This is a genomic window from Herbihabitans rhizosphaerae (assembly GCF_004216555.1).
GTDB lineage: Bacteria > Actinomycetota > Actinomycetes > Mycobacteriales > Pseudonocardiaceae > Herbihabitans > Herbihabitans rhizosphaerae.
In genome coordinates this window covers 120,366-141,247 of record NZ_SGWQ01000011.1, presented here as the reverse complement: position 1 = coordinate 141,247, position 20,882 = coordinate 120,366, and the positions used below count along the sequence as shown (strand labels likewise).

The window sequence follows — 20,882 nt, the reverse complement described above, 5'->3', positions numbered from 1 at the left end:
CGTCCGTGCCGCTGAACATTGATTTCGTCAACATTGACGCCCATCAATGCTAGTCGGACGATGGCAGCATGCGCGAACCGCTGATCGCCCCACCGGGCCTGAAGAACGTGATCGTCGCCGACACCGCACTCGGCGACGTGGACGGCGAAGCCGGCTTCTACCACTTCCGCCAGTACTCGGCGATCGAGCTGGCCGAGAAGCGGACGTTCGAAGAGGTGTGGCACCTGATGTTCACCGGCCGGCTGCCCGACCCGGCCGAGCTGGCCGGGTTCCACGCGGAAATCGCCGCGCACCAAGGGATTCCGGACGACGTGCGCGCGGTGCTACCGGTGATCGCCGCCTCCGGTGGCGAGCGGTCCACGCTGGCCGGCCTGCGCACCGCACTGTCGCTACTCGGCGCCGGGTTCCCCGCCTCATGGGGAGCCGATCCCGCGGTGCTGCGGGACAACGCGATCCGAATCGCGGCCGCCACCCCGGCGATCCTGGCCGCGCTGCACCGCCTTCGCACCGGACGCGACGTGATCGCGCCGCGCGCCGACCTGTCGACGGCCGGCAACTGGCTGTGGATGCTCACCGGTTCGGAGCCGACGCCCGAGCACGAGGCGGCGATCAACCGGTACCTGATCTGCACCATCGACCACGGATTCAACGCGTCCACGTTCACCGCGCGGGTGGTGGCGTCCGCCGGTGCGGACGTGGCGTCGGCGATCTGCGGCGCGATCGGCACGTTCACCGGTCCGCTGCACGGGGGTGCGCCCGACCGCGCGCTGGAAGCGCTCGACGAGATCGGCTCGCCGGACCGGGTGCGCGACTGGGTGCGCACCAAGATCGCGACGGGCGACCGCATCATGGGCTTCGGCCACCCGGTCTACCGAACCGAGGATCCGCGCGCCCGCATGCTCCGCGAGATCGGCCAGAAGCTCGGCGGCCCGTTGATCGACTTCGCCACGCGCGTCGAGGCGGAGGTGGTGCAGGCGCTCGCCGAGCTGAAGCCGGGTCGGGAGTTGCACACCAACGTCGAGTTCTACGCGGGCGTGGTGATGGAGCAGTGCGGGATCCCGAGGTCGATGTTCACCCCGACGTTCGCGGTGTCGCGCGTGGTCGGCTGGGCGGCGCAGGTGCTCGAGCAGGCCGAGGGCACCAAGATCTTCCGGCCGTCGGCGCGCTACGTCGGAACCACCCCGCCGGTCCCGGTCCCGGCCAGAACTGCTTAGCCGTCACCCACCCGTACGTCCGCCGACGTAAGACCTGAGACGCTCCACGGCGGACGCCACGCGACACAGCGTCCGGCAGGGTCGACGCATGGTGATCAACAGGCGCGATCACGCGCCGATGGTCGTGCTCACGGTGCTCGCCGGCGCGCTGTATACGTGGGGGCTCAGCCGCGGCGAGCCGCACGGCTACTACAGCGCGGCGATCACGAGCATGAGTGAGAGCTGGTTCAACTTCTTCTTCGGCGCGTTCGACCCGTCGGGTGCGATCACCACGGACAAGCTGCCCGGCTCGCTGTGGGTGCACGCCCTGTTCGCGCGGGTGTTCGGGACCGAGTCGTGGGCGCTGTTGTTGCCGGAGGTTCTCGCCGCGACGCTGACCGTTCCGCTGCTGATGGCTGCCGTGCGACGGTGGGCCGGTGGGCGGGCGGCGCTGATCGCCGGGCTGGCCATGCTCGCGTCACCGGTGGTGTTCACGGCGGCTCAGGTGAACCTTCCGGACACGCTGTTGATGTTCACCCTGGTCGCCGCGACGTACGCGATGGTGCGCGCACTGGACGGCGGGTGGCCGTGGCTGGTGGCGTCCGGTGCGCTGATCGCGGTCGCCTTCCACATGAAGATGCTCCAGGCATGGATGATCGTGCCAGCACTGGGTTTGACGTATCTCTTGTGCGCCAAGGGTTCCACGCGCACCCGATGGCTTGGTGCGACCCTGTTCGGCGGAGTGGCGCTGGTGTTGTCGCTGTCCTGGATGACCATCGTCAGCCTGATACCGGCCGGCTCGCGGCCTTTGGTCGACGGCAGCGAGTCCAGTTCGATCTGGGAGACGGTGTTTCTGTACAACGGCATCAGCCGTGGTGGGGACAACGAGATGACGAGCATCGTCCTCCAGTTCGGCGGCGCGCCGGGAGTCGGTCGGATGTTCAATCAGCAGATCGCCACCCAGGTCAGCTGGCTCATTCCGTTGGCGCTGCTCGCCCTGGCCGGTGGACTGTTCATGTCGCGGAACCGGTCGCGCCAGTACCTGTCCGGATGGGTGTTGTGGGGTAGCTGGCTGGTGATCGGCCTGATCGCGTTCAGCGCGCTCACCGGGGTTCACCCGTACTACACGTCGATGCTGGCCCCCGCCGTCGCCGCACTCGTCGGAACAGGCATCGCGCGTGCCCACGCCGCGTGGCGTGCGCGCCGCCCCGGAGGCTGGCTGTTGCCCGCAGGCCTGGCCGTGACGGCGCTGTGGTCGATCGTGCTGCTGTTCCGAGAGCCAGCCGACGACCTGGCCTGGCTGCCGGCCGTGATCGCCGTGGCGGCGGTACTCGCGTTGACTTTCCTTATCCCGCAACGAATTTCCGATGCGAGGCCACTCGCACTCGCCGTCACAGGCCTCGGATTGGTCACCCTGTTGCTCGCCCCAGCCATCTGGCTGCTCGCCACCCCGACGATCAACGAGAACTCGTCCCGCACGATCAGCCCCGTCGCCGGTCCCCCGTCGTACCAGTCACTGCGAGGAGAACGCACCCGAGACGGTCAGGACGAGCTCCTGCTCAAATTTCTGCGTACTCACCACCGTGGTGAACGTTTCCTGTTCGCCACCGGCGCGTCCAGCGCGGCGGCGCCGTACATTCGCGCCCGAGTGAGCGTCCTGCCCCTGAGCGGGTTCAGCAGCACCGCACCCTCAGTGCCAGTCGCCGAACTGGCGCACCTCGTCGCGGATCGCCAGGTCCGATACGTCCTGGCGATGACCCAAAGCACGACCGGCCCCGCCCGAGAACGCACCGAGTGGCTACGCGGCCACTGCGCACCGATCAATCCCGCGATCTACGGCGGACCACCCCGAGTCGGTCCGTGGTCCTCGACTCTGTACGACTGCCGCGCATCCTGAGTCAGACACTCAGAACGGTGGTGGTTCGTCGTCGGCTGGCATGTCGTAGGTGCGCCCGAGTGGGCTGGTCCAGATGAAGTGTCCTGGTGTGGGTTGTTCGACGGTCCACCCGTTGTCGTGCTTGGCATGGTGATGCTGCAGGCAGAACATCCCCAGGTTGTCGTCACATGTCTGGCCGCCGTCATCGTAGGCAAGGGTGTGGTCGATCTCGCAGGTGGCCGCCGGCCTGTGGCAGCCGTGGAAGCGGCAGGTTTTGTCCCGCACGCGGACGTGCTCGGCCAACGCCGCTGAGGGGTATCGTTTGCGGCCGACGTTGAGCACGGTGTGGTCGATCGGGTCGGTGAGCACCCGCTGCCACGTCGAGTGCTGATCGGCCAACTCGCGACACGCTTGCGCGGTCAGTGGCCCGTACCCGGTGAGTTCACCGGGCTGGTCGGACAGTCCGGCGAGCACGGTGGCTGGAACCGTTAGGTAGACGACGACTTTGCGGCGGCTGTTGTCCTTACCCAGCAACAAATCCAGTGCCACATCCGCCCGAATCTGGGCCAACGTGCGGTCATCGCCGGCGCGTTTGATCTGCCGCGCGCAGCGGTCGATCAACTGGAACGCGGCCATCGTGCGGTCAGCGGACCCGAGGATCAACAGCTCCCCCATGCCGTCGTCGAGCGGCTCGTGATGCACCGCCCGTTCCCGCAGCCGCACCTGACGGCGCCGTTCCGCCCCTTCGGGGTCGACTTTCACGACCTGACGGCGCGCACGGTCCACCAACTGCTTATGGGTCCTCGACTCACAATCCCGCAACACAGCGGTCTCGACAGCGCGGGTCTGCTCGTCATCCAACGCGGACACGATGTGGAGAATCTTCTCCCCGGTGTACCCGTCAAGCTGACCCTTCTCAATCGCGGTCACGGTGTCGGGCAACCGCGCCACCAGGTTCCGCGCTGTCTCGATCCGGTAGTCGGCCTGCGGTTGATCCATCGTCAACGCGGCGGCCAGCTCCACGCTGGCCATGCCTGGCCTGCCGTCATCCCGAGCCGGATAAGCCCGCCCAAACTCATCGAGCAAACGAATCATGCGCCCGTCGATCTCCCGCCGCATCCGCTGCAACGCGACGATCTCGTCAAGCACATCCCCAACCGTATCGAACATGTGTTCGAGTCTATCGGATCGCGACCCCAGAAAGCGTCACCCGACCAGGTGAAACCCCGGGGCCGATCGCCGTCACCAGAGGCGGCGCGGTACGGGCAAAAGGCAGGCGGAGCCTGCCCGTAGCGCCAGCCTTTTAGGGCCGATCGAGGCTCACAAGTCCAGGGCGAGCGAAGCGAGTCGCGAAGCGACGCCGAAGGCGCCCTTGACTTGTGAGAATCGGCCCGCACAATACCGCGCCGCCGATCACCCCAAGCCCCAGAACGCCGATCACCAAGTGCCACCCAAATACCGAACCGCCACCATATGACCGTCCCAGTAGAACCCAACGTCAGCGCGCCCACAAACAGAATCAATGATCAACCACACCGCACACAATAAGGGTGCCTACCTATTTAAAACGAAAGATCCCTCTGCGCCGCGGGGGACGTGCGCAGAGGGATCTTCCGGCTGGGAAGGCTCAGCCGTTCTCGATCAGGTCCTTCACCTGCGGGTAGATCAGCTCGATGCGAGTGCCCTCGTTCAGGCAGCCGCCGAGGTGGTGCAACCCGATGACCTTGTTGGACGACGCGGCGAACACCGGCGAACCGGAGGAGCCGCCTGACGTGTCGCAGTAGTAACCCATGTTCGTCGAGTCGGACTGCGGCGAGTCCACGTCGCATTCCTCGCCGCCCTGGTCGTTCTCGAAGATGGACAGCTCGTTCGGGTCGGTGTCACCGTGCCCGCTGATGTAGATCCGCTCGCCCTTCTGCGGCGCGCGCACGTCGAGCTGCAGGTAACCGAACTTCTCGATGGCCGCGAAGTTGTCCACCGTGAACAGCGTGTAGTCCAGGCTCGCGTCGGTCTTCAGCAGCTTGGCCGCCGCGACCTTGGTCGCCGGCTTCGGGTCGTTGCCACCACAGGTCGCACAGGCGTAGTCGAACTGCAGCTCCATGGCGTCCAGCTCGCTCTGCGAGGCGGCACAGTGGTTGTTGGTGAACACCGTGTTGCTGGTGCCGACCCGCCACGCGGTGCAGTGGCCGCGCCCGTTGTTCAGCATCCGGGCCACGGACTTCGTCTTGCCGTACTCGGTCGGGTGGCTCTTCTCGTAGCAGACCGCGTCGCGCCGCGCGTCGGTCTCGCACACGCTCTGGATGCCGACGTCACGCTGGCGCTGCTCGTCGGCGGAGAAGCCGCGGGTGTACTTGTCCGCGCGCACCGCGAGGTCCGAAGCCGGCGCGGTTCCCTTGGCGTGCAACGTGATCACGGCGGTGTCACCGTCGACGGACATCGCCCAGAAGCCGGGGCCGCTCACGGTGTGGGACGAGTCCCCGGCCGCACGGATGCCGCGGGTCGGGTCGCCGCTGTAGGTGTGCGTCTCGCGGCCGGCCGGGTCGGACACGGTGACCTTGTCGCCCGGCGCCAGGGTCAGCGAGTCGAAGTGCACCTTGACGTACCGCGCACCGGGGTGGTGGATCGTCTGCGAGGTGGTGCCGCCGTAGCGGAGCTGGACGTCGGCGGCCTGCTCGTCGCCGATCTGGTAGGGCTTGGCGGCCTGGGGTGCGGCCGGGCTGGCGGGTGCCGCGGGCTCGGCGACCGCCGGCAGCGACAGGCCGGCCGCGGCGACGACGGCGAAGGCAGCGCCGACGGCCAGCCGCCGGCTTCTGCGACGGGAGGATGCAGGGGTAGTCATGGGCAGGGCTCCGTTCGTGCCGTGGGACGACACGACTGAGCCAACTGCGACAGGCCCCTGCTGTGCACCTTCCTTCGTCGTGAATAGTTACCAGTTGCTTCCGTTTTCTTGGGAAGGCGCTAAACAGTGGGTCAGATTTCGTCGAGTGCTGCCAACAACGCGGCGACCACGCCCTTCCAGTGGCTGCGCTGCCGCTCGCGTTCGGCGGCGTCGGCCAACCGTTCCTGGTGGACCACGAGCCGCGCCCGGCCCTCGCCGGCCGGCGACACCGTCAGCTGCAGGGTCGTGTCGTGTGTCCAGTCCGACGGCTGCCAGGTGAGCCGGATCCGGTCGAGTTCACGGAAGCCGCGGGTCTCGCCCCGCACGCCGGTCGCGGTCTCGTAGCCGGCGCCGTGCTCGGGCAACACACTGACGCCCTCACCGAGCCAGATCGCGACTCCGGCCGGCGAGGTGATGAAGCTCCACACCGCCTCGACCGAATGGTCGACCGTCTTGGACACCCCGATCTGCCAGCCGGCGTCGCGGGTGCGCCCGACCTCGCCCCGCCTCACGGTGTCACCGCCGCGACCGCGCTCAACTCGACCAACGCGCCGGGCACGGCCAGCCCGGCCACCCGTGCGACGGCGACCAGCGGCGCGGCGCCGGCCATCTCTGCGGCGGCCACCGGATACGCCTCGGCCAGGTCCGCGCCGTCGACCACCAGGATCGTCATCATCACCAGATCGTGAACGCTCGCGCCCGCCGCGGCCAGTGCGACATGCAGATTCGCCATCACCTGCCGGGTCTGTGCCGCCACGTCGCCCTCGCCGACGAGCGTGCCGTCGCCGGTGACGGCGTTCTGGCCGCCGACGTAGATGGTGGTCGCGTTCGGTGGCACGACCGCGACGTGGCTGAAGGCCGGTGACTGGACGAGCCCGGCGGGACTGAGCAGTGCTTTCTGAGTCATGTGCATCAGCTTGACGGCCAACCCGGACAGATAGTGTCCGGGTTATCGGCGATTATTGACCGATGAGCACGACCAGCCGCCGCCTCGAGGTCCTCACCCTGCTTCAGGCGCACCCCGGCATCTCGGCCGGCCAGCTCGCGACCCGGCTCGAGGTCACCGAGCGGACGGCCCGCCGCGACGTGGCCCATCTGCGTGAGCTTGGCTACCGAATCGAGGGTGAGGCGGGCCCGACCGGCGGGTACCGGCTGGCGTCCGGCCGGACGATGCCGCCGCTGCTGCTCGACGCGGACGAGGTGGCCGCGGTCGCCCTCGGGCTGCGCACCGCGGTGACGGTCGACGGCATCGAGACCGCGGCGGTCACCGCGATCGCCAAGCTCAGCCAGCTCGTGCCGGCACGCTGGCGGACTCGGCTCAACGCGCTCGCCGACGTGCAGTCGATGCCGGACTCGCGCCGCCGCGCCGGCCGTGACGTGCTCGTCCCCGCGGCGCTCGCCTGTCGAACCGGTGAAGCCGCGCGCATCCGGCACCGCCGTCGCGCCACGGCGGACGCGAAGCCGATCGACGTGCAGCCGCTGCGGCTGGTCACCCTGCGCCGCCGCTGGTACCTCGTCGCGTGCCGACGCGAGAGCACCCGATGGAGCGTGTACGCGCTCGACCGCATCGAGCACGTGCAGCCGCTCGGCACCCGGTTCTCCGTGCCCGAGCCGCCGTCCGACGCGGTCGCGTTCGTCGCCGACGCGCTCGCGCACGGGCCGTGGCGGCACCGGGTTCGGGTGCTGGTGCACACCGAGGCCGATCTGGTCCGCGAACTCGTCGACCCGAGCGTCGCCACCGTGATCGACAACGGCGACGAGTGCGAGCTACGGTTCGGCACCGACGACCTGGACTGGGCCGCGCGGTGGCTCGCCTATCTGAACCTCGACCTCGACGTGATCGAGCCGGACGAGCTCACCGGCCGGCTGCGCGCACTGGGCCGGTGGCTCGCCGAGCGCTACTGACCCGGGGCTCACTTATCCACAAGCCCCGAGTTCTCCACAGCCTCAACGCGTGACCCCTGTCGATCACCGAGGACCGGTACGCTGGACTCGGGGCCGCCCCCGGGATCGGGTGGGGGGTGGGACGAACCCGGGATTCGATTGCGGCGCAAGGGATTCGCGCTGTTTGGGCTACGTGGCCAGTTCGTTGTCGAGGATGTCGAACATCTCGTCGGCGGTCGCCGTGTCGAGCCCGCCGCCGGTGTCCTCCTCCTCGTCGGTCTCCAGCCACTTGCTGGTCAGTTCCCGCAGCTTGGCCGCGACGCTGGCGCGCTCCTCGTCGCTCGGCGTCGCGGAGTCCAATGTGGACTCCAACCGCGCCAGCTCGGCCTCCAGCTCCGACTCGTTCGCCTCCTCGCCAATCAACTCAGTGAGCAGGTACTCGGCGATCGCGGACGGCGTCGGGTAGTCGAAGCTGAGCGTCGCCGGCAGCCGCAGTCCGGTCGCACCGTTGAGCTTGTTGCGCAGCTCCAGTGCGGCCAGCGAATCCAACCCGAGCTCGATGAAGCCCTTGTTCGGCTCGATCGCGGCGATCCCGTCGTGCCCGAGCGCCTCGGCCACGTTGGCCCGCACCAGATCCACCAGCAGCCGCTTGCGCTCCGGCCCGGACAGCGCGGTGAGCCGGTCCTCCAGCGACTGCTCCTCCACCACTGTCTGTTCCACCTGCGCGGCGGCACGGCGAGCCGGCGGCCGGACCAGGCCGCGCAGCACGACCGGGATGTCCTCGCCCAGCGCCCGAACGGCGGTCAGGTCGAGTGGCACCGGTGCGACCGCCGCCCGGTCGCCGGCAAGCGCCGCGTCGAACAACGCAAGGCCGCGCTCCGGTGTGATCGCGACGCTGCCGCCCTTGCTGATCCGCTTGAGGTCGGCGTCGCCGAGGCCGGACGCCATGCCGTGACCGGCCCACAGGCCCCAGGCCAGTGAGTGCGCGGGTTTTCCGGCGGCGCGCCGCTGCTCGGCGAGCGCGTCCAGGAAGGTGTTCGCCGCCGCGTAGTTCGCCTGGCCGGGCGAGCCGATCGTGCCGGCCTCGGAGGAGAACACCACGAACGCGGACAGGTCACCGGCCAGTTCGTGCAGGTGCCAGGCCGCGTCCACCTTCGGCCGCAGCACGGTGTCGAACCGTTCGGGCGTGAGCGATGCGATCAGGCCGTCGTCGAGCACGCCGGCGGTGTGCACTATTGCGGTCACGGGGTGCTCGGAAAGCAACGTTGCGATCGCGTCCCGGTCGGAGACATCGCACGCCGCAACAGTCACATCGGCGTCCAGCTCATCGCGCAACTCGGCCGCACCGGGAGCGTCGATCCCCCGCCGGGAGGTGAGCACGAGGCGCTGAACTCCGTGTGTCGCAACGAGATGCCGCGCGAACAGCGCACCGAGGCCACCCGTACCGCCGGTGATCAACACGGTGTCACCGAAGTCCGGCGAACCCGAGCCGGCTTCCGCATGCGCGAGCCGGCGAACGAGCAGCTCACCGTTGCGCACCGCGATCTCCGGCTCACCGGTGGCCAGTGCGGCCGGCAGCGAACCGAGGTCCGACTCGGCCGCGTCCACTAGCACGAACCGGCCAGGGTTCTCCGCCTGCGCCGAGCGCACCAGGCCCCACACCGGTGCGGCGGCGAGATCGGTGATCTCCCCGACCGCACCCGACGTCAGTATCACCAGCCGGGACGAGGCGAACCGCTCGTCGGCGAGCCACACCTGAACCGCGGCAAGGGTTTCCGTCGTGGTCGCGCGCACCGCGGCCGGCGTGTCCACATCGGACGAACCGGAGATCGGCAGCACGATCACATCCGGCACCACGCCCGCGTCGGCCACCGCCACCGGCGACGGCCCGACCTCGGCCCGCACACCGGCCGTGTTCAGCGCGGCCGCGACGGACTCGGAGCCGATCACCGCGACTCCGCCGATCGGGCCGGCCTCCGGTGCCGGCACGGCCGTCCAGTCCACCTGGAACAGCCCGTCCACACCGCCGGCCGGAGCGAGCTGGTCGGCCGAGATCGCCCGCACGGCAAGGGATTCCACGGTGGCGACCGGTGTCCCGGCGCCGTCGAACACCGCCAGCGACACCGCGTCTCCAGCGGCCGGCGAGACGCGAACCCGCAGCGCCGAGGCGCCCACCGCGTGCAGCGCCACACCACTCCACGCGAACGGAAGGGTGGCCTGCTCGGACGGCTGGCCCGCACCGATCGCGTGCAACGCGGCATCCAACAGAGCCGGGTGCACGCCGAACGATCCGGCCGTCTCCGCCGCGTCCTCGGGCAGTGCGACCTCGGCGAACACGTCCTCGCCCGACCGCCACACCGCGCGCAGCCCGCGGAAGGTCGGCCCGTACTCCAGTCCACCGCCGGTCAGCTCGTCGTACACGGCGTCCACGTCGACGACCGTGGCATCCTTCGGCGGCCATTCGTCCACAGTGGCCACAGCGATCGGGGCGTCGGTCAGCGTGCCGGTCGCGTGTTTGGTCCACGCCCCGTCCACCGGCGCCGACTCCGGCCGCGAGTACACCGACACCGTGCGCCGGCTCGATTCGTCTTGCGCGCCAACGGAAACCTGGAGCCGGACACCACCGCGCTCGGGGAGCACCAGCGGCGCCGACAGGGTCAGCTCCTCCAGTGTGGGCGCGCCGACCTGCTCGCCGGCGCGCAGCGACAGCTCCACGAACGCGGTGCCCGGCAGCAGCACACTGCCCAGCACGGCGTGATCGGCCAGCCACGGGTGGGTCTCGGTGGACAGCCGCCCGGTGAGCACCAGACCACCGGTATCCGGCAGCGCCACGGTCGCGCCGACCAGCGGGTGGCCTGCCTCGGCGAGCCCCAGCCCGACGGCGTCACCGGTCGCGGTGCCGATGTCCAGCCAGTAGCGCTTGTGCTGGAACGCGTAGGTCGGCAGGTCGATCCGGCGCGCACCACGGTCGGCGTAGAACCGTTGCCAGTCAACGGAAACACCGCGTGCGTAGGCACGAGCCAGCGCGCTGACGATCTCGGTCTCGTCGTCCCGGTCGCGCCGCAACACGGGCGCGAACAGCGGCTCGACGTCCTCAGCGGTGACACTCTCCTGGCCCATCGCGGACAGCACGCCGTCCGGACCCAGCTCGAGGAAGGTGGTGACACCCTTGCCCTCCAGGGTGACCACGGCATCGCGGAACCGGACCGCCTCGAGCACGTGCCGCACCCAGTACCAGGGGTCGGTCAGCTCCTCGGCGACGGTCGACATTCCGGTCAGTGTGGACACGATCGGGATACGCGGCGCGGAGAAAGTCAGCCCGTTGGCGACCCGCTCGAACTCCGCCAGCATCGGTTCCATCAGCGGCGAGTGGAACGCGCGGGACACGTTGAGCCGCTTGGTCTTGCGGCCCTGAGCGGCGATCCGCGCGGCGGTCTCCACGGCCAGGTCCTCGTCACCCGAGATGACCACCGAGTTCGGCGCGTTCACCGCGGCGATGCCCAACAGCTTGGTGTGCCCGTTGAGCAGCTCGACGACCTCGTCCTCGGTCGCCTGGACGGCGATCATCGCGCCACCCTCGGGCAGCGCCTGCATCAGCCGCCCGCGCGCGGCCACGAGTGTCGCCGCGTCGGCGAGGCTGAGCACACCGGCGACGTGCGCGGCGGCCAGTTCACCGATCGAGTGGCCGGCCAGGAAGTCGGGCCGGACACCCCACGATTCGAGCAGCCGGAACAGCGCCACCTCGACGGCGAACAGCGCCGTCTGGGTGTAGACGGTCTGGTCGAGCAGAGCCGCGTCGGCGTCCTCCGGCTCGGCGAACACCACGTCCTTGATCGGCCGGTCGAGCAGCTCGTCCAGGTGCGCGCACACCGCGTCGAACGCCTCCGCGTACACGGGGAACCGTTGGTACAGACCGGATCCCATGCCGAGCCGCTGCGCGCCCTGACCGGTGAACAGGTAGGCCAGCTTGCCGCCGGCTGCCACGTCCCGGATCGCGGGCGAACCCTCCGCGACCGCCGTCAACCCGGCACGCAGGTCGTCCTCGGTCGAGCCGACCACCACAGCGCGGTGTTCCAGCGCGGCACGGGTGGTGGCCAGCGAGTACGCGATGTCCAGCGGATCGGCGTCCACAGTGGACAGACGGCGAGCCTGGTCGGCGAGTGCGTCGGCGGTCTTGGCGGAGACGGTCCAGGCCAGCACGCCCTCGCGGGGCTCGGTGTCCACGTCGGACACGGGCTCCGGATCGGCCTGCTCGATGATCACGTGCGCGTTGGTACCGGAGATGCCGAAGCTGGACACCGCCGCGCGCCGAGGCCGCTCCACGCTCGGCCAGTCACGCGACTCGGTGAGCAGCTCGACGGCCCCTTCGGTCCAGTCGATCTTGCTGGACGGTTCCTCCACGTGCAGTGTGCTCGGCAGCTTGCCGTGCCGGATCGCCTGAACCACCTTGATGATCCCGGCGACACCGGCGGCCGCCTGCGTGTGCCCGATGTTGGACTTGATCGAGCCGAGCCACAGCGGATCACCGGCACGGTCCTGCCCGTAGGTGGCCAGCAGCGCCTGCGCCTCGATCGGGTCGCCCAGCGTGGTGCCGGTGCCGTGCGCCTCCACCGTGTCCACATCGGACGGTCGAAGCCCGGCGTCGGCCAATGCGGCGGCGATGACCCGCTGCTGCGACGGGCCGTTCGGAGCGGTCAGACCGTTGCTCGCGCCGTCCTGGTTGATCGCACTGCCGCGCACCGTTGCGAGAACGGGGTGTCCGTTGCGACGCGCGTCGGACAACCGCTCAACGAGCAACATGCCGACACCCTCGCCCCAACCGGTGCCGTCCGCCGTGTCGGAGAACGACTTGCACCGGCCGTCCTGCGCGAGCCCGCGCTGACGGGAGAAGTCGATGAACGTGTCCGGGGTGGCCATCACGGTCACACCGCCGGCCAGGGCCAGCGAGCACTCGCCGCGACGCAACGCCGCGATCGCCCAGTGCAACGCCACCAGCGACGACGAGCACGCCGTGTCCACGGTGACCGCCGGGCCCTCCAGGCCCAGCGCGTAGGAGATCCGGCCGGAAACCACCGAGCCGAGGCTGCCGTTGCCCAGGTAGCCCGCGATGTCGTCGGGCACGTGCCGCAGTCGGGTGGCGTAGTCGTGGTACATCACGCCGGCGAACACACCGGTCCGGGAGCCGCGCAGCCCGACCGGGTCGATCCCGGCCCGCTCGAACGCCTCCCATGACGCCTCCAGCAGCAGCCGCTGCTGCGGGTCCATGCCCTGCGCCTCACGCGGACTGATCCCGAAGAAGCCGGGGTCGAACCGCAACGCGTCGTAGAGGAATCCGCCCTCACGCGCGTAGGTGGTGCCGGACTTGCCGATCTCCGGGTCGTAGATGCCCTCGACGTCCCAGCCGCGGTCAGTGGGGAAACCGGCCACTCCGTCGCGCCCCTCGGCGACGAGCCGCCACAGGTCCTCCGGATTGGCCACGCCGCCCGGGTACCGGCAGGCCATGCCCACGATCGCGATCGGCTCGTCGTTCGACGCCGTGACCACCGGCGTGGTGACCGTTGGCGAGGAGGTACCGAGCGCCTTGTCCCGGATGTGCTCGGCCAGCGAAATCGTTGTGGGGTAATCGAAAACCAGCGTCGCCGGCAGCCGCAGAGCGGTCGCGGCGTTCAGCCGGTTGCGCAGCTCGACCGCCGCAAGCGAGTCGAAGCCCAGCTCGGAGAACGCCCGCCTCGGCTCGATCGCGTCACCCGACTCGTGCCCGAGAACCGCCGCCACGTGCGTGCGCACCAGGTCCAGCAACGCCTGCTCGCGCTCGGCGTCCGGCAGTGCCGCGATGCCGTCCGCGAAAGACTGTCCACCTGGGACAGCGGCGGTGGCCGCCGCGCGCCGGGCCGGGGTGCGCACCAGCTTCGAGAACACCGGTGGCACACCGTCCGGCCGTGCGCGCAACGCCGCCGTGTCCAGTCGCACCGGCAGCAACGCGCCCGCGTTGCTTCGCAACGCGGCGTCGAGCAACGCAAGATTCTCCTCGGCGGACAACGGTGCGAGTCCGAGCCGGTTGATGCGATCGAGGTCCGCGGTGGACAGCCCGCCGCCCATGCCGACCTCGCCGGCCCACAGGCCCCAGGCGAGCGCGGTCGCGGGCAGGCCGGAGGAGCGCCGGTAGTTGGCCAGCGCGTCCAGGAACACGTTCGCCGCCGCGTAGTTGCCCTGTCCCGCCGAGTCGACCAGGCCGGCCGACGAGGAGAACAGCACGAACGCGGTGAGGTCCGGCCCGCGGGTCAGCTCGTGCAGGTGCCAGGCCGCGTCCACCTTCGGTCGCAGCACGGTGTCCAGCCGCTCCGGCGTCAGCGAACCGACGAGCCCGTCGTCCAGCACGCCGGCCGTGTGCACCACACCGGTCAGCGGGTGCTCGGCCGGGATCTCGGCGAGCACGGCGGCGAGCGCTGCCTTGTTCGCGACATCGCAGGTGGCCACGGTCACCGACGCGCCGAGAGCCGTCAGCTCGTCGCGCAGTTCGGCAGCACCCGGCGCGTCCAGCCCGCGACGCGAGGTCAGCAGCAGGTGCCGCACGTCGTGCGTGCCGACGAGGTGCCGCGCCAGGAGGCCACCCAGGCCGCCCGTGCCACCGGTCACCAGCACGGTGCCGTCACCGAAGTCCGGACCGTCCACAGTGGACTCGTCGCGAACCAGGCGCGGCACCAGCACACGGCCGTCGCGCAGCGCCAGTTCCGGCTCGCCGGTGCTCACCGCGCCCGTGATCGCGTCCAGGTCGTCCACGTCGGAGTCGACCAGCACGATGCGGCCGGGGTTCTCCGACTGAGCCGCGCGCACCAGGCCCCACACCGGTGCCAGCGTCACGTCGGCCGGGTCGTCGTCGGCGTCCACCGCGATCGCGCCGTGCGTGTGCACGACCAGCCGCGACTCGGCCTTCTCCTCGTCGGCCAGGAACCCCCGCACCGCGTCCAGCACGAACCCGGTCGCCGAGCGCACCGCGGCCGGCACCGAGGAGTCCACCTCGAACCACGAGGCACACGGCAGCACGACGAGGTCCGACGGCGTGTCGCCGGCCGGCGGCGCGTCTGTCCACTCGAGACGGTAGAGCGAGTCGCCCTTCGCACCGGCAGGGCGCAGCGCGTCGGCCGGCACCGGGCGGGTGACGAACTTCTCCACCGAGGCGACCGGCATCCCGGTCGGATCGGCCAGCATCAGCGAGACGCCGTCGGTGCCCTCCGCCGTGATCCGCACCCGCAACGCGGACGCACCGGTGGCGTACAGCGACACACCGGTCCACGCGAACGGCAGGCGGGTCTCGTCGCTGTCGTGCGACTCGGCGAAGTCGGTCGCCTGCAGCACGGCGTCCAGCAGCGCCGGGTGCAGCCCGAACGCGCCCGAGTCGGCGCCGTCGGGCAACGCGACCTCGGCGAACGCCTCGCCGTCCGCGCCCTTCCACACCGCGCGCACGCCGTGGAACAACGGGCCGTACTCGTAGCCGGAGTTCGCCAGATTGTCGTAGAACCCTTGCAGGTCAACGGGTTGCGCGTGCAGGGGCGGCCACTCGGTGAGGCCGGCACCCTCCTTGGTGACGATCTTGTCGGCGGCCGTGGCGAGCACGCCGTCCGCGTGCAGCGTCCACTCCTCGGCACCCTCGGTACGCGAGTACAGCCGCACGGTCCGCCGGCCCGAGGTGTCCACGTCGGACACGACAACCTGGAGTGCGACGCTCCCGTCCTCGGGCAGCACCAGTGGCGCGGCGAGCGTCAGCTCCTCCAGCACCCGGCAGCCGACCTGGTCGCCGGCGCGCACCGCCAGCTCCACGAACGCCGTGCCGGGCAGCAGCGGCACCCCGGAGATCACGTGATCGGCCAGCCACGGGTGCGACCGCAGCGACACCCGCCCGGTCAGCACCACCCCGTCGCCGCCGGCCAAACCGACGACCGCGCCAACCAACGGGTGCTCGGCCGCCTCCTGACCGAACCCGGAGGCGTCGCCCGCGGCGGCCGGCGGGGTGAGCCAGTAGCGCTTGTGCTGGAACGCGTAGGTCGGCAGCTCGACCGTCCGCGAGCCACCGTGTGCCGCGTAGAACGCCTGCCAGTCCAGGGAAATCCCGCGCACGTGCGCGAACGCGAGCGCGCCGACCAGCTCGCGCTCCTCGTCGCGGTCACGGCGCAGCACCGACCGGAACGCGCTGTCCTCGGTGGACACGCTGTCCTGCCCCATCGCGGACAGCACCGCGTCCGGGCCCAGCTCCAGGAACGTGGTGACGCCCTTGCCCTCCAGCTCGCGCACCGCGTCGGCGAACCGCACGGCCGCGCGTACCTGGCGCACCCAGTACTCCGGGTCGCACAGCTCGTCGGCCGTGGCCAGCCGCCCGTGCACGGTCGACACCACCGGAATGCGCGGCTGCCGGTAGTCCAGCACGGCCGCGATCCGGCCGAACTCCGCCAGCATCGGCTCCATCAGCGGCGAGTGGAACGCGTGCGACACGGTCAGCCGCTTCGTCTTGCGCCCCAACGATTCGAAGTGCTCGGCCACCACCGCGACCGCACTGTACACACCGGACACCACGACCGCGGACGGCCCGTTGATCGCCGCGATGCTGGCCTGCTCCGGAAGCAGCGGCGCGACCTCGTCCTCGGTCGCCTGGATCGCCACCATCGAGCCACCGGACGGCAGCTCCTGCATCAGCCGCCCGCGTGCGGCCACCAGGGTCGCCGCGTCCTCGAGGGAGAGCACGCCGGACACGTGTGCCGCGGCCAGCTCGCCGATCGAGTGCCCGGCAAGGAAGTCCGGCGTGACGCCCCACGACTCCAGCAACCGGTACAGCGCCACCTCGACGGCGAACAGTGCCGGCTGGGCATACCCGGTCTGGTTCAGCAGCGCGGCGTCACCCGCGCCTGCCGGCGAAGGAGGCACCAACACCGACCCGGGCTCGGCGAACAGCACATCGCCCAGCGGCAGCTCCAACTGCAGGTCGAGGTAGCCGCACGCGTCGTCGAGCGCCTTGGCGAACACGTCGAAGGTCTGGTACAGCTGCCGGCCCATGGCCAGCCGTTGCGAACCCTGGCCGGTGAACAGGAACGCGAGCTTGCCGCCGACCACCGAGCCGGTGATCACATTGGCACCCTCATCGCCCGCGGCGAGTGCCGCGAGCCCCTGAGCGGCCTCGGTCGTGTCGGCGGCGAGAACGACCGCGCGGTGTTCGAGGCCGGCGCGGGTGGTGGCCAGCGAGAGGCCCAGGTCGGCCAGCGCGTCCTCGGAGGAGTCCACAAAGGACTGGAGCTTGCCGGCCTGCCCGGCCAGTGCCTCGGCGCTCTTGCCGGCAAGCGGCAGCGGCAGCACCGATCCGGACGACGGCAGCGCCTCCGGCTCGTCGACCTCGACGGCCGGCGGCTCCTCCAGCACCACGTGCGCGTTGGTGCCGCTCACGCCGAACGAGGAAATGCCGGCCCGGCGGGGGCGGTCCTTCGGCTGCCACGCAACGGTTTCGGTGAGCAGCTCGACGTTGCCGGCCGTCCAGTTCACCTGCGGGGTCGGCTCGTCCACGTGCAGCGTGCGGGGCAGCACGCCGTTGCGCATCGCCATGATCATCTTGATCACACCGGCCGCGCCGGCCGCCGCCTGGGTGTGCCCGATGTTCGACTTCACCGAGCCGAGTCGCAACGGCTCCTCGCGGTTCTGCCCGTAGGTGGCGAGGATCGCCTGCGCCTCGATCGGGTCGCCGAGCCGGGTGCCGGTGCCGTGCGCCTCGACCGCGTCCACGTCGGACGGGGTGATCCGCGCGTTGGCCAGCGCCTGCCGGATCACCCGCTGCTGCGCGGGACCGTTCGGCGCGGTGATGCCGTTGCTCGCACCGTCCTGGTTGATCGCACTGCCGCGCACGATTGCGATGACCGGGTGTCCGTTGCGACGCGCGTCGGACAACCGCTCCAACAGCAGCACGCCGACACCCTCGGCGAACCCGGTGCCGTCGGCCGCACCCGCGAACGCCTTGCACTTGCCGTCCGGGGCGAGCCCGCGCTGCCGGCTGAACGCGGTCAGCGTGCCGGGGCTGCCCATGATCGCCACACCGCCGGCCAGCGCCAGCGAGCACTCGCCCATGCGCAACGACTGCGCGGCGAGGTGCAACGCGACCAGCGAGCCGGAGCACGCGGTGTCCAGGGTGAGGGTCGGGCCCTCCAGTCCGAGCGAGTAGGCCACCCGCCCGGAGACAACACTCGGCGCGTTGCCGGTCAGCAGGTAGCCGTCCAGGCCCTCGGGCGCCTCGTGCAGCCGCGGTCCGTACTCCTGCGGCTCAGCACCGATGAACACGCCGGACTGGCTGCCGCGCAACGAAGTCGGGTCGATCCCGGCGCGCTCGAACGCCTCCCACGCGGTCTCCAGCACGAGCCGCTGCTGCGGGTCCATGGCCGACGCCTCGCGCGGGGAGATGCCGAACAGCTCCGCGTCGAAGTCACCGGCGTCGGGCAGGTAGCCGCCCTCGCGCACGTAGGTCTTGCCCGGCGTGCCGGGGTCCGGGTCGTAGATGCCGTCCACGTCCCAGCCGCGGTCGGTCGGCATGTCGAAGATGACGTGCTGCTCGCCGGAGACCAGCGACCACAACGCTTCCGGGGACGACGAGCCGCCCGGGTAGCGGCAGCCGATCGACACGATCGCGATCGGGTCGTCGTCGACCATCGTGACCCCGGTCGGCTCGGGTGCCTCGTCGGCCAACCCCAGCGCCTCGGCGCGCAGATACTTGGCCAGCACGGCCGGCGTCGGGTAGTCGAACGCGACGGTGACCGGCACCTCCATGCCGGTCTGCTCGGCCAGCCGGGCGTGCAGCTCGACCGCGGCCAGCGAGTCGAAACCCAGCTCGTGGAACGGCGCGTCGGTGTTCACCGTGCCCGGCGCGTCCGGACGCACCGACCGCAACGCGGCCACGGTCGCGTCGTGCACCAGGTCCAGGATGACCTTCGCCTGCTCCCCGGCCGGCAGACCGCGCAGTCGCTGGGCGAGCGCGCTTTCCGTCCCCTCGGTCACGGTTTCTCCGGGCTCGACGATTTCGGACTCGCTCATCCGCGCACTCCACTACATTGGCAGGCGAAATCGAAACGCAGTACTTCAAAATTCGACGGTAGTTTGAGGTGCCACCCCAGCTGAACCCCTAACGGCCCCGTCGTGTCCGGGCAATCCCGTGCCGCTCGTGCTGCTTTCTCGGCAGCACGTGCTCGGTGCCGGAAATGGTTCTCGCCGCAGCGTGCTCGAGTGCGGCGTCGTCGTAGGTGTGGCGCACGTAGGACAGCGCGGTGAGCAGATCGGCCGAGGCGACCTTGCGCGGGCTCACCTTGTCCACCACCGACCCGAGCGGCAGCGAGCCCAGCTCGGCCCAGCGCAGCCGCCCGTCGTCGTCGATGTAGCTGCGGGCCGAGCCCATGTTGTCCGGGTGCAGGCAGTACGGGATGTCCAGATAGCCGCGCTTGAACGCGAGCAACAGCGCCCGGCCGAGGTCGTCGTCGAGGTCGAGCACCGCGTCCACCAGCGCCCTGGCCTCGGCATACACCTGCGAGTCCTGATCGACCGCCGGGTAGTCGGCCGGGTCGGTGTCGTGCGCCACGCCGGCGGCGAACTCGAGCGCTGAGACGTTCTCCTCGATGGTCGGGATGCGCCGCGCCTCGGCGACGGTCTTGACGATCAGCCGCTCGGAACCGCTCGCCACGGCCAGCTCGGCGGACCGGCCGAGCAGGGCGTACGCGCCCTCGTCGGAGGCCGGGTAGACACCCATGTAGCCGTAGATCACCACGTGCCACTGTGCCGCCGGCAACAGCTCCGCGCACAACCGCCGCAGCGCCGCCACGGCCTCGCGATCCTGCTCCATATTGGTCTGCTGGGCATAGCTCGCGGAAATGCTGCGAATCCCGAACCGGTAGAAGAAAAGCGCTTCGAGCGCGCTGATCGCGACCAGTTGGCTCGGCGGGCACAATTGTCCCATCATGCAGCCGCCGAACGTCTCCAGATGCGGCTCCATACCGAATTCGCGCAGCCACACGAACAATTCGCAGCACCGTGTCCAGTTGCGCACCGACTCGTCGAGCGGGGTGCGTCCGTAGGGCAGGCAGTAGGACACCGGCCCGCCCTCGGTGGCGTCGATACCGGCGCGCATCAGCGCGGCGAAGATGTCCAGCGGCACCGCCGAGCCGTGCCGCACCTGCACCGGGAAGTCGGTGCCGCGCACACCGGCGAGCACGGCGCGGGTGGTGGCCTCGTCGTAGTTGACGATCGGGTACCCGTTGAGCCGCACCCCGTCGCTGAGCGCCTTCTCCGCGTTGCGCAGGTCGCCCACTCGGGTGTAGCTGTCCAGCGTGAGGGTGCCCACCGTGGTGGCCCCCGCCGCCTTCACCGCCTGTAACCCGGCGCGCATGTCCACCGGGTCGCTGAACCCCATCCTCGGCTGGACGACGAGTTCCCCGGCGGTGCGGGCACGGGCGACGAAATCGCCGAACCCGCCCCGCCCGAGCACCGGGACTGTCATGACAATGCTTTCTGATCGGCCGGCTGCGGCATCGATTTGACGAATTTGCTGAACGACAGTGTGGTATCCGCACCGTCCTCGAAAACGGCGTCGTATCCGGCGGCGACGAGATCCTGAATGTGCTGCGCGCTTTCCCCTCCGGTGACGCCGAGCTTTCCGCCGATCACCACCGGCGTGGCCGTGAGCTGCTCCTGGGCACGCAGTTGGTCGATCACCCGCATGCCGTCGGTGAAGCCGTGCCCGTTCACGCTGCTGATCACGATCAGCGCCGGCTGGATGTCCCGGCACTCGCTGACCAGCAGGTCGTCCGGCACGCACGGACCGAGGTTCACCACGTCGTAGCCGAGTTCCTCGACCAGCAACTGGAGGTAGACCAGGTTCCAGGTGTGCGAGTCGGACGCCAGCCCGGTGACCACGACCGTGCGGCCCCTGCCACCGGTCTCGTTGATCGAATCGACGTCCCGACGGATCACGTCGGTGGCGTTGTCGGTCGAAATCCAGCTCTCCGAAGAAGTACTCATTCTGGGCACGCTCCTTCCA

Annotated in this window: 10 protein-coding genes; 3 read left to right on the top strand and 7 right to left on the bottom strand. The window is 70.2% G+C overall.

Annotated features, from left to right (window positions below; all coding sequences use genetic code 11):
• Positions 1–68 precede the first annotated feature (68 nt).
• The gene (locus EV193_RS26715) at positions 69–1,214 is read left to right on the top strand and encodes a citrate/2-methylcitrate synthase (RefSeq protein ID WP_130347684.1); all 1,146 of its coding nucleotides are present in this window, start codon (positions 69–71) and stop codon (positions 1,212–1,214) included.
• 88 nt (positions 1,215–1,302) lie between these two features.
• A complete protein-coding gene (locus EV193_RS26710) occupies positions 1,303–3,090 on the top strand; it encodes an ArnT family glycosyltransferase (protein ID WP_130347683.1) in 1,788 nt (595 codons plus the stop codon).
• A gap of 9 nt (positions 3,091–3,099) precedes the next feature.
• Here the strand turns inward: EV193_RS26710 and EV193_RS26705 are convergent, their stop codons facing one another.
• The 4 genes from EV193_RS26705 to EV193_RS26690 form a co-directional block, all read right to left on the bottom strand.
• Positions 3,100–4,188, bottom strand: a complete 1,089-nt coding sequence (locus EV193_RS26705; protein ID WP_165401519.1) for an HNH endonuclease signature motif containing protein — start codon at positions 4,186–4,188, stop codon at positions 3,100–3,102.
• 508 nt (positions 4,189–4,696) lie between these two features.
• Complete coding sequence (locus EV193_RS26700; RefSeq protein ID WP_130347681.1) at positions 4,697–5,908, bottom strand: trypsin-like serine peptidase; 1,212 nt, start codon at positions 5,906–5,908, stop codon at positions 4,697–4,699.
• Between the two features lie 131 nt (positions 5,909–6,039).
• Positions 6,040–6,459, bottom strand: coding sequence for an SRPBCC domain-containing protein (locus EV193_RS26695; RefSeq protein WP_130347680.1), 420 nt, complete (start codon positions 6,457–6,459; stop codon positions 6,040–6,042).
• Complete coding sequence (locus tag EV193_RS26690) at positions 6,456–6,854, bottom strand: RidA family protein (protein WP_130347679.1); 399 nt, start codon at positions 6,852–6,854, stop codon at positions 6,456–6,458. Before EV193_RS26690 ends, EV193_RS26695 begins: the two co-directional genes overlap by 4 nt.
• A gap of 62 nt (positions 6,855–6,916) precedes the next feature.
• On the opposite strand from EV193_RS26690, the gene EV193_RS26685 reads away from it, so the two are divergent.
• A complete protein-coding gene (locus tag EV193_RS26685; RefSeq protein ID WP_130347678.1) occupies positions 6,917–7,852 on the top strand; it encodes a helix-turn-helix transcriptional regulator in 936 nt (311 codons plus the stop codon).
• Positions 7,853–8,020: 168 nt separating this feature from the next.
• Here EV193_RS26685 and EV193_RS26680 read toward each other — a convergent pair whose 3' ends face one another.
• The 3 genes from EV193_RS26680 to EV193_RS26670 form a co-directional block, all read right to left on the bottom strand.
• Entirely contained in the window at positions 8,021–18,889 is a 10,869-nt protein-coding gene (locus EV193_RS26680) for a type I polyketide synthase (RefSeq protein ID WP_130347677.1), read from the bottom strand.
• 88 nt (positions 18,890–18,977) lie between these two features.
• On the bottom strand, positions 18,978–20,342 hold the full coding sequence (locus EV193_RS26675; protein WP_130347676.1) for a methylaspartate mutase: 1,365 nt from the start codon (positions 20,340–20,342) through the stop codon (positions 18,978–18,980).
• A complete protein-coding gene (locus EV193_RS26670; protein WP_130347675.1) occupies positions 20,339–20,863 on the bottom strand; it encodes a cobalamin B12-binding domain-containing protein in 525 nt (174 codons plus the stop codon). The genes EV193_RS26675 and EV193_RS26670 overlap by 4 nt, the downstream gene beginning before the upstream one ends.
• Positions 20,864–20,882: the final 19 nt, after the last annotated feature.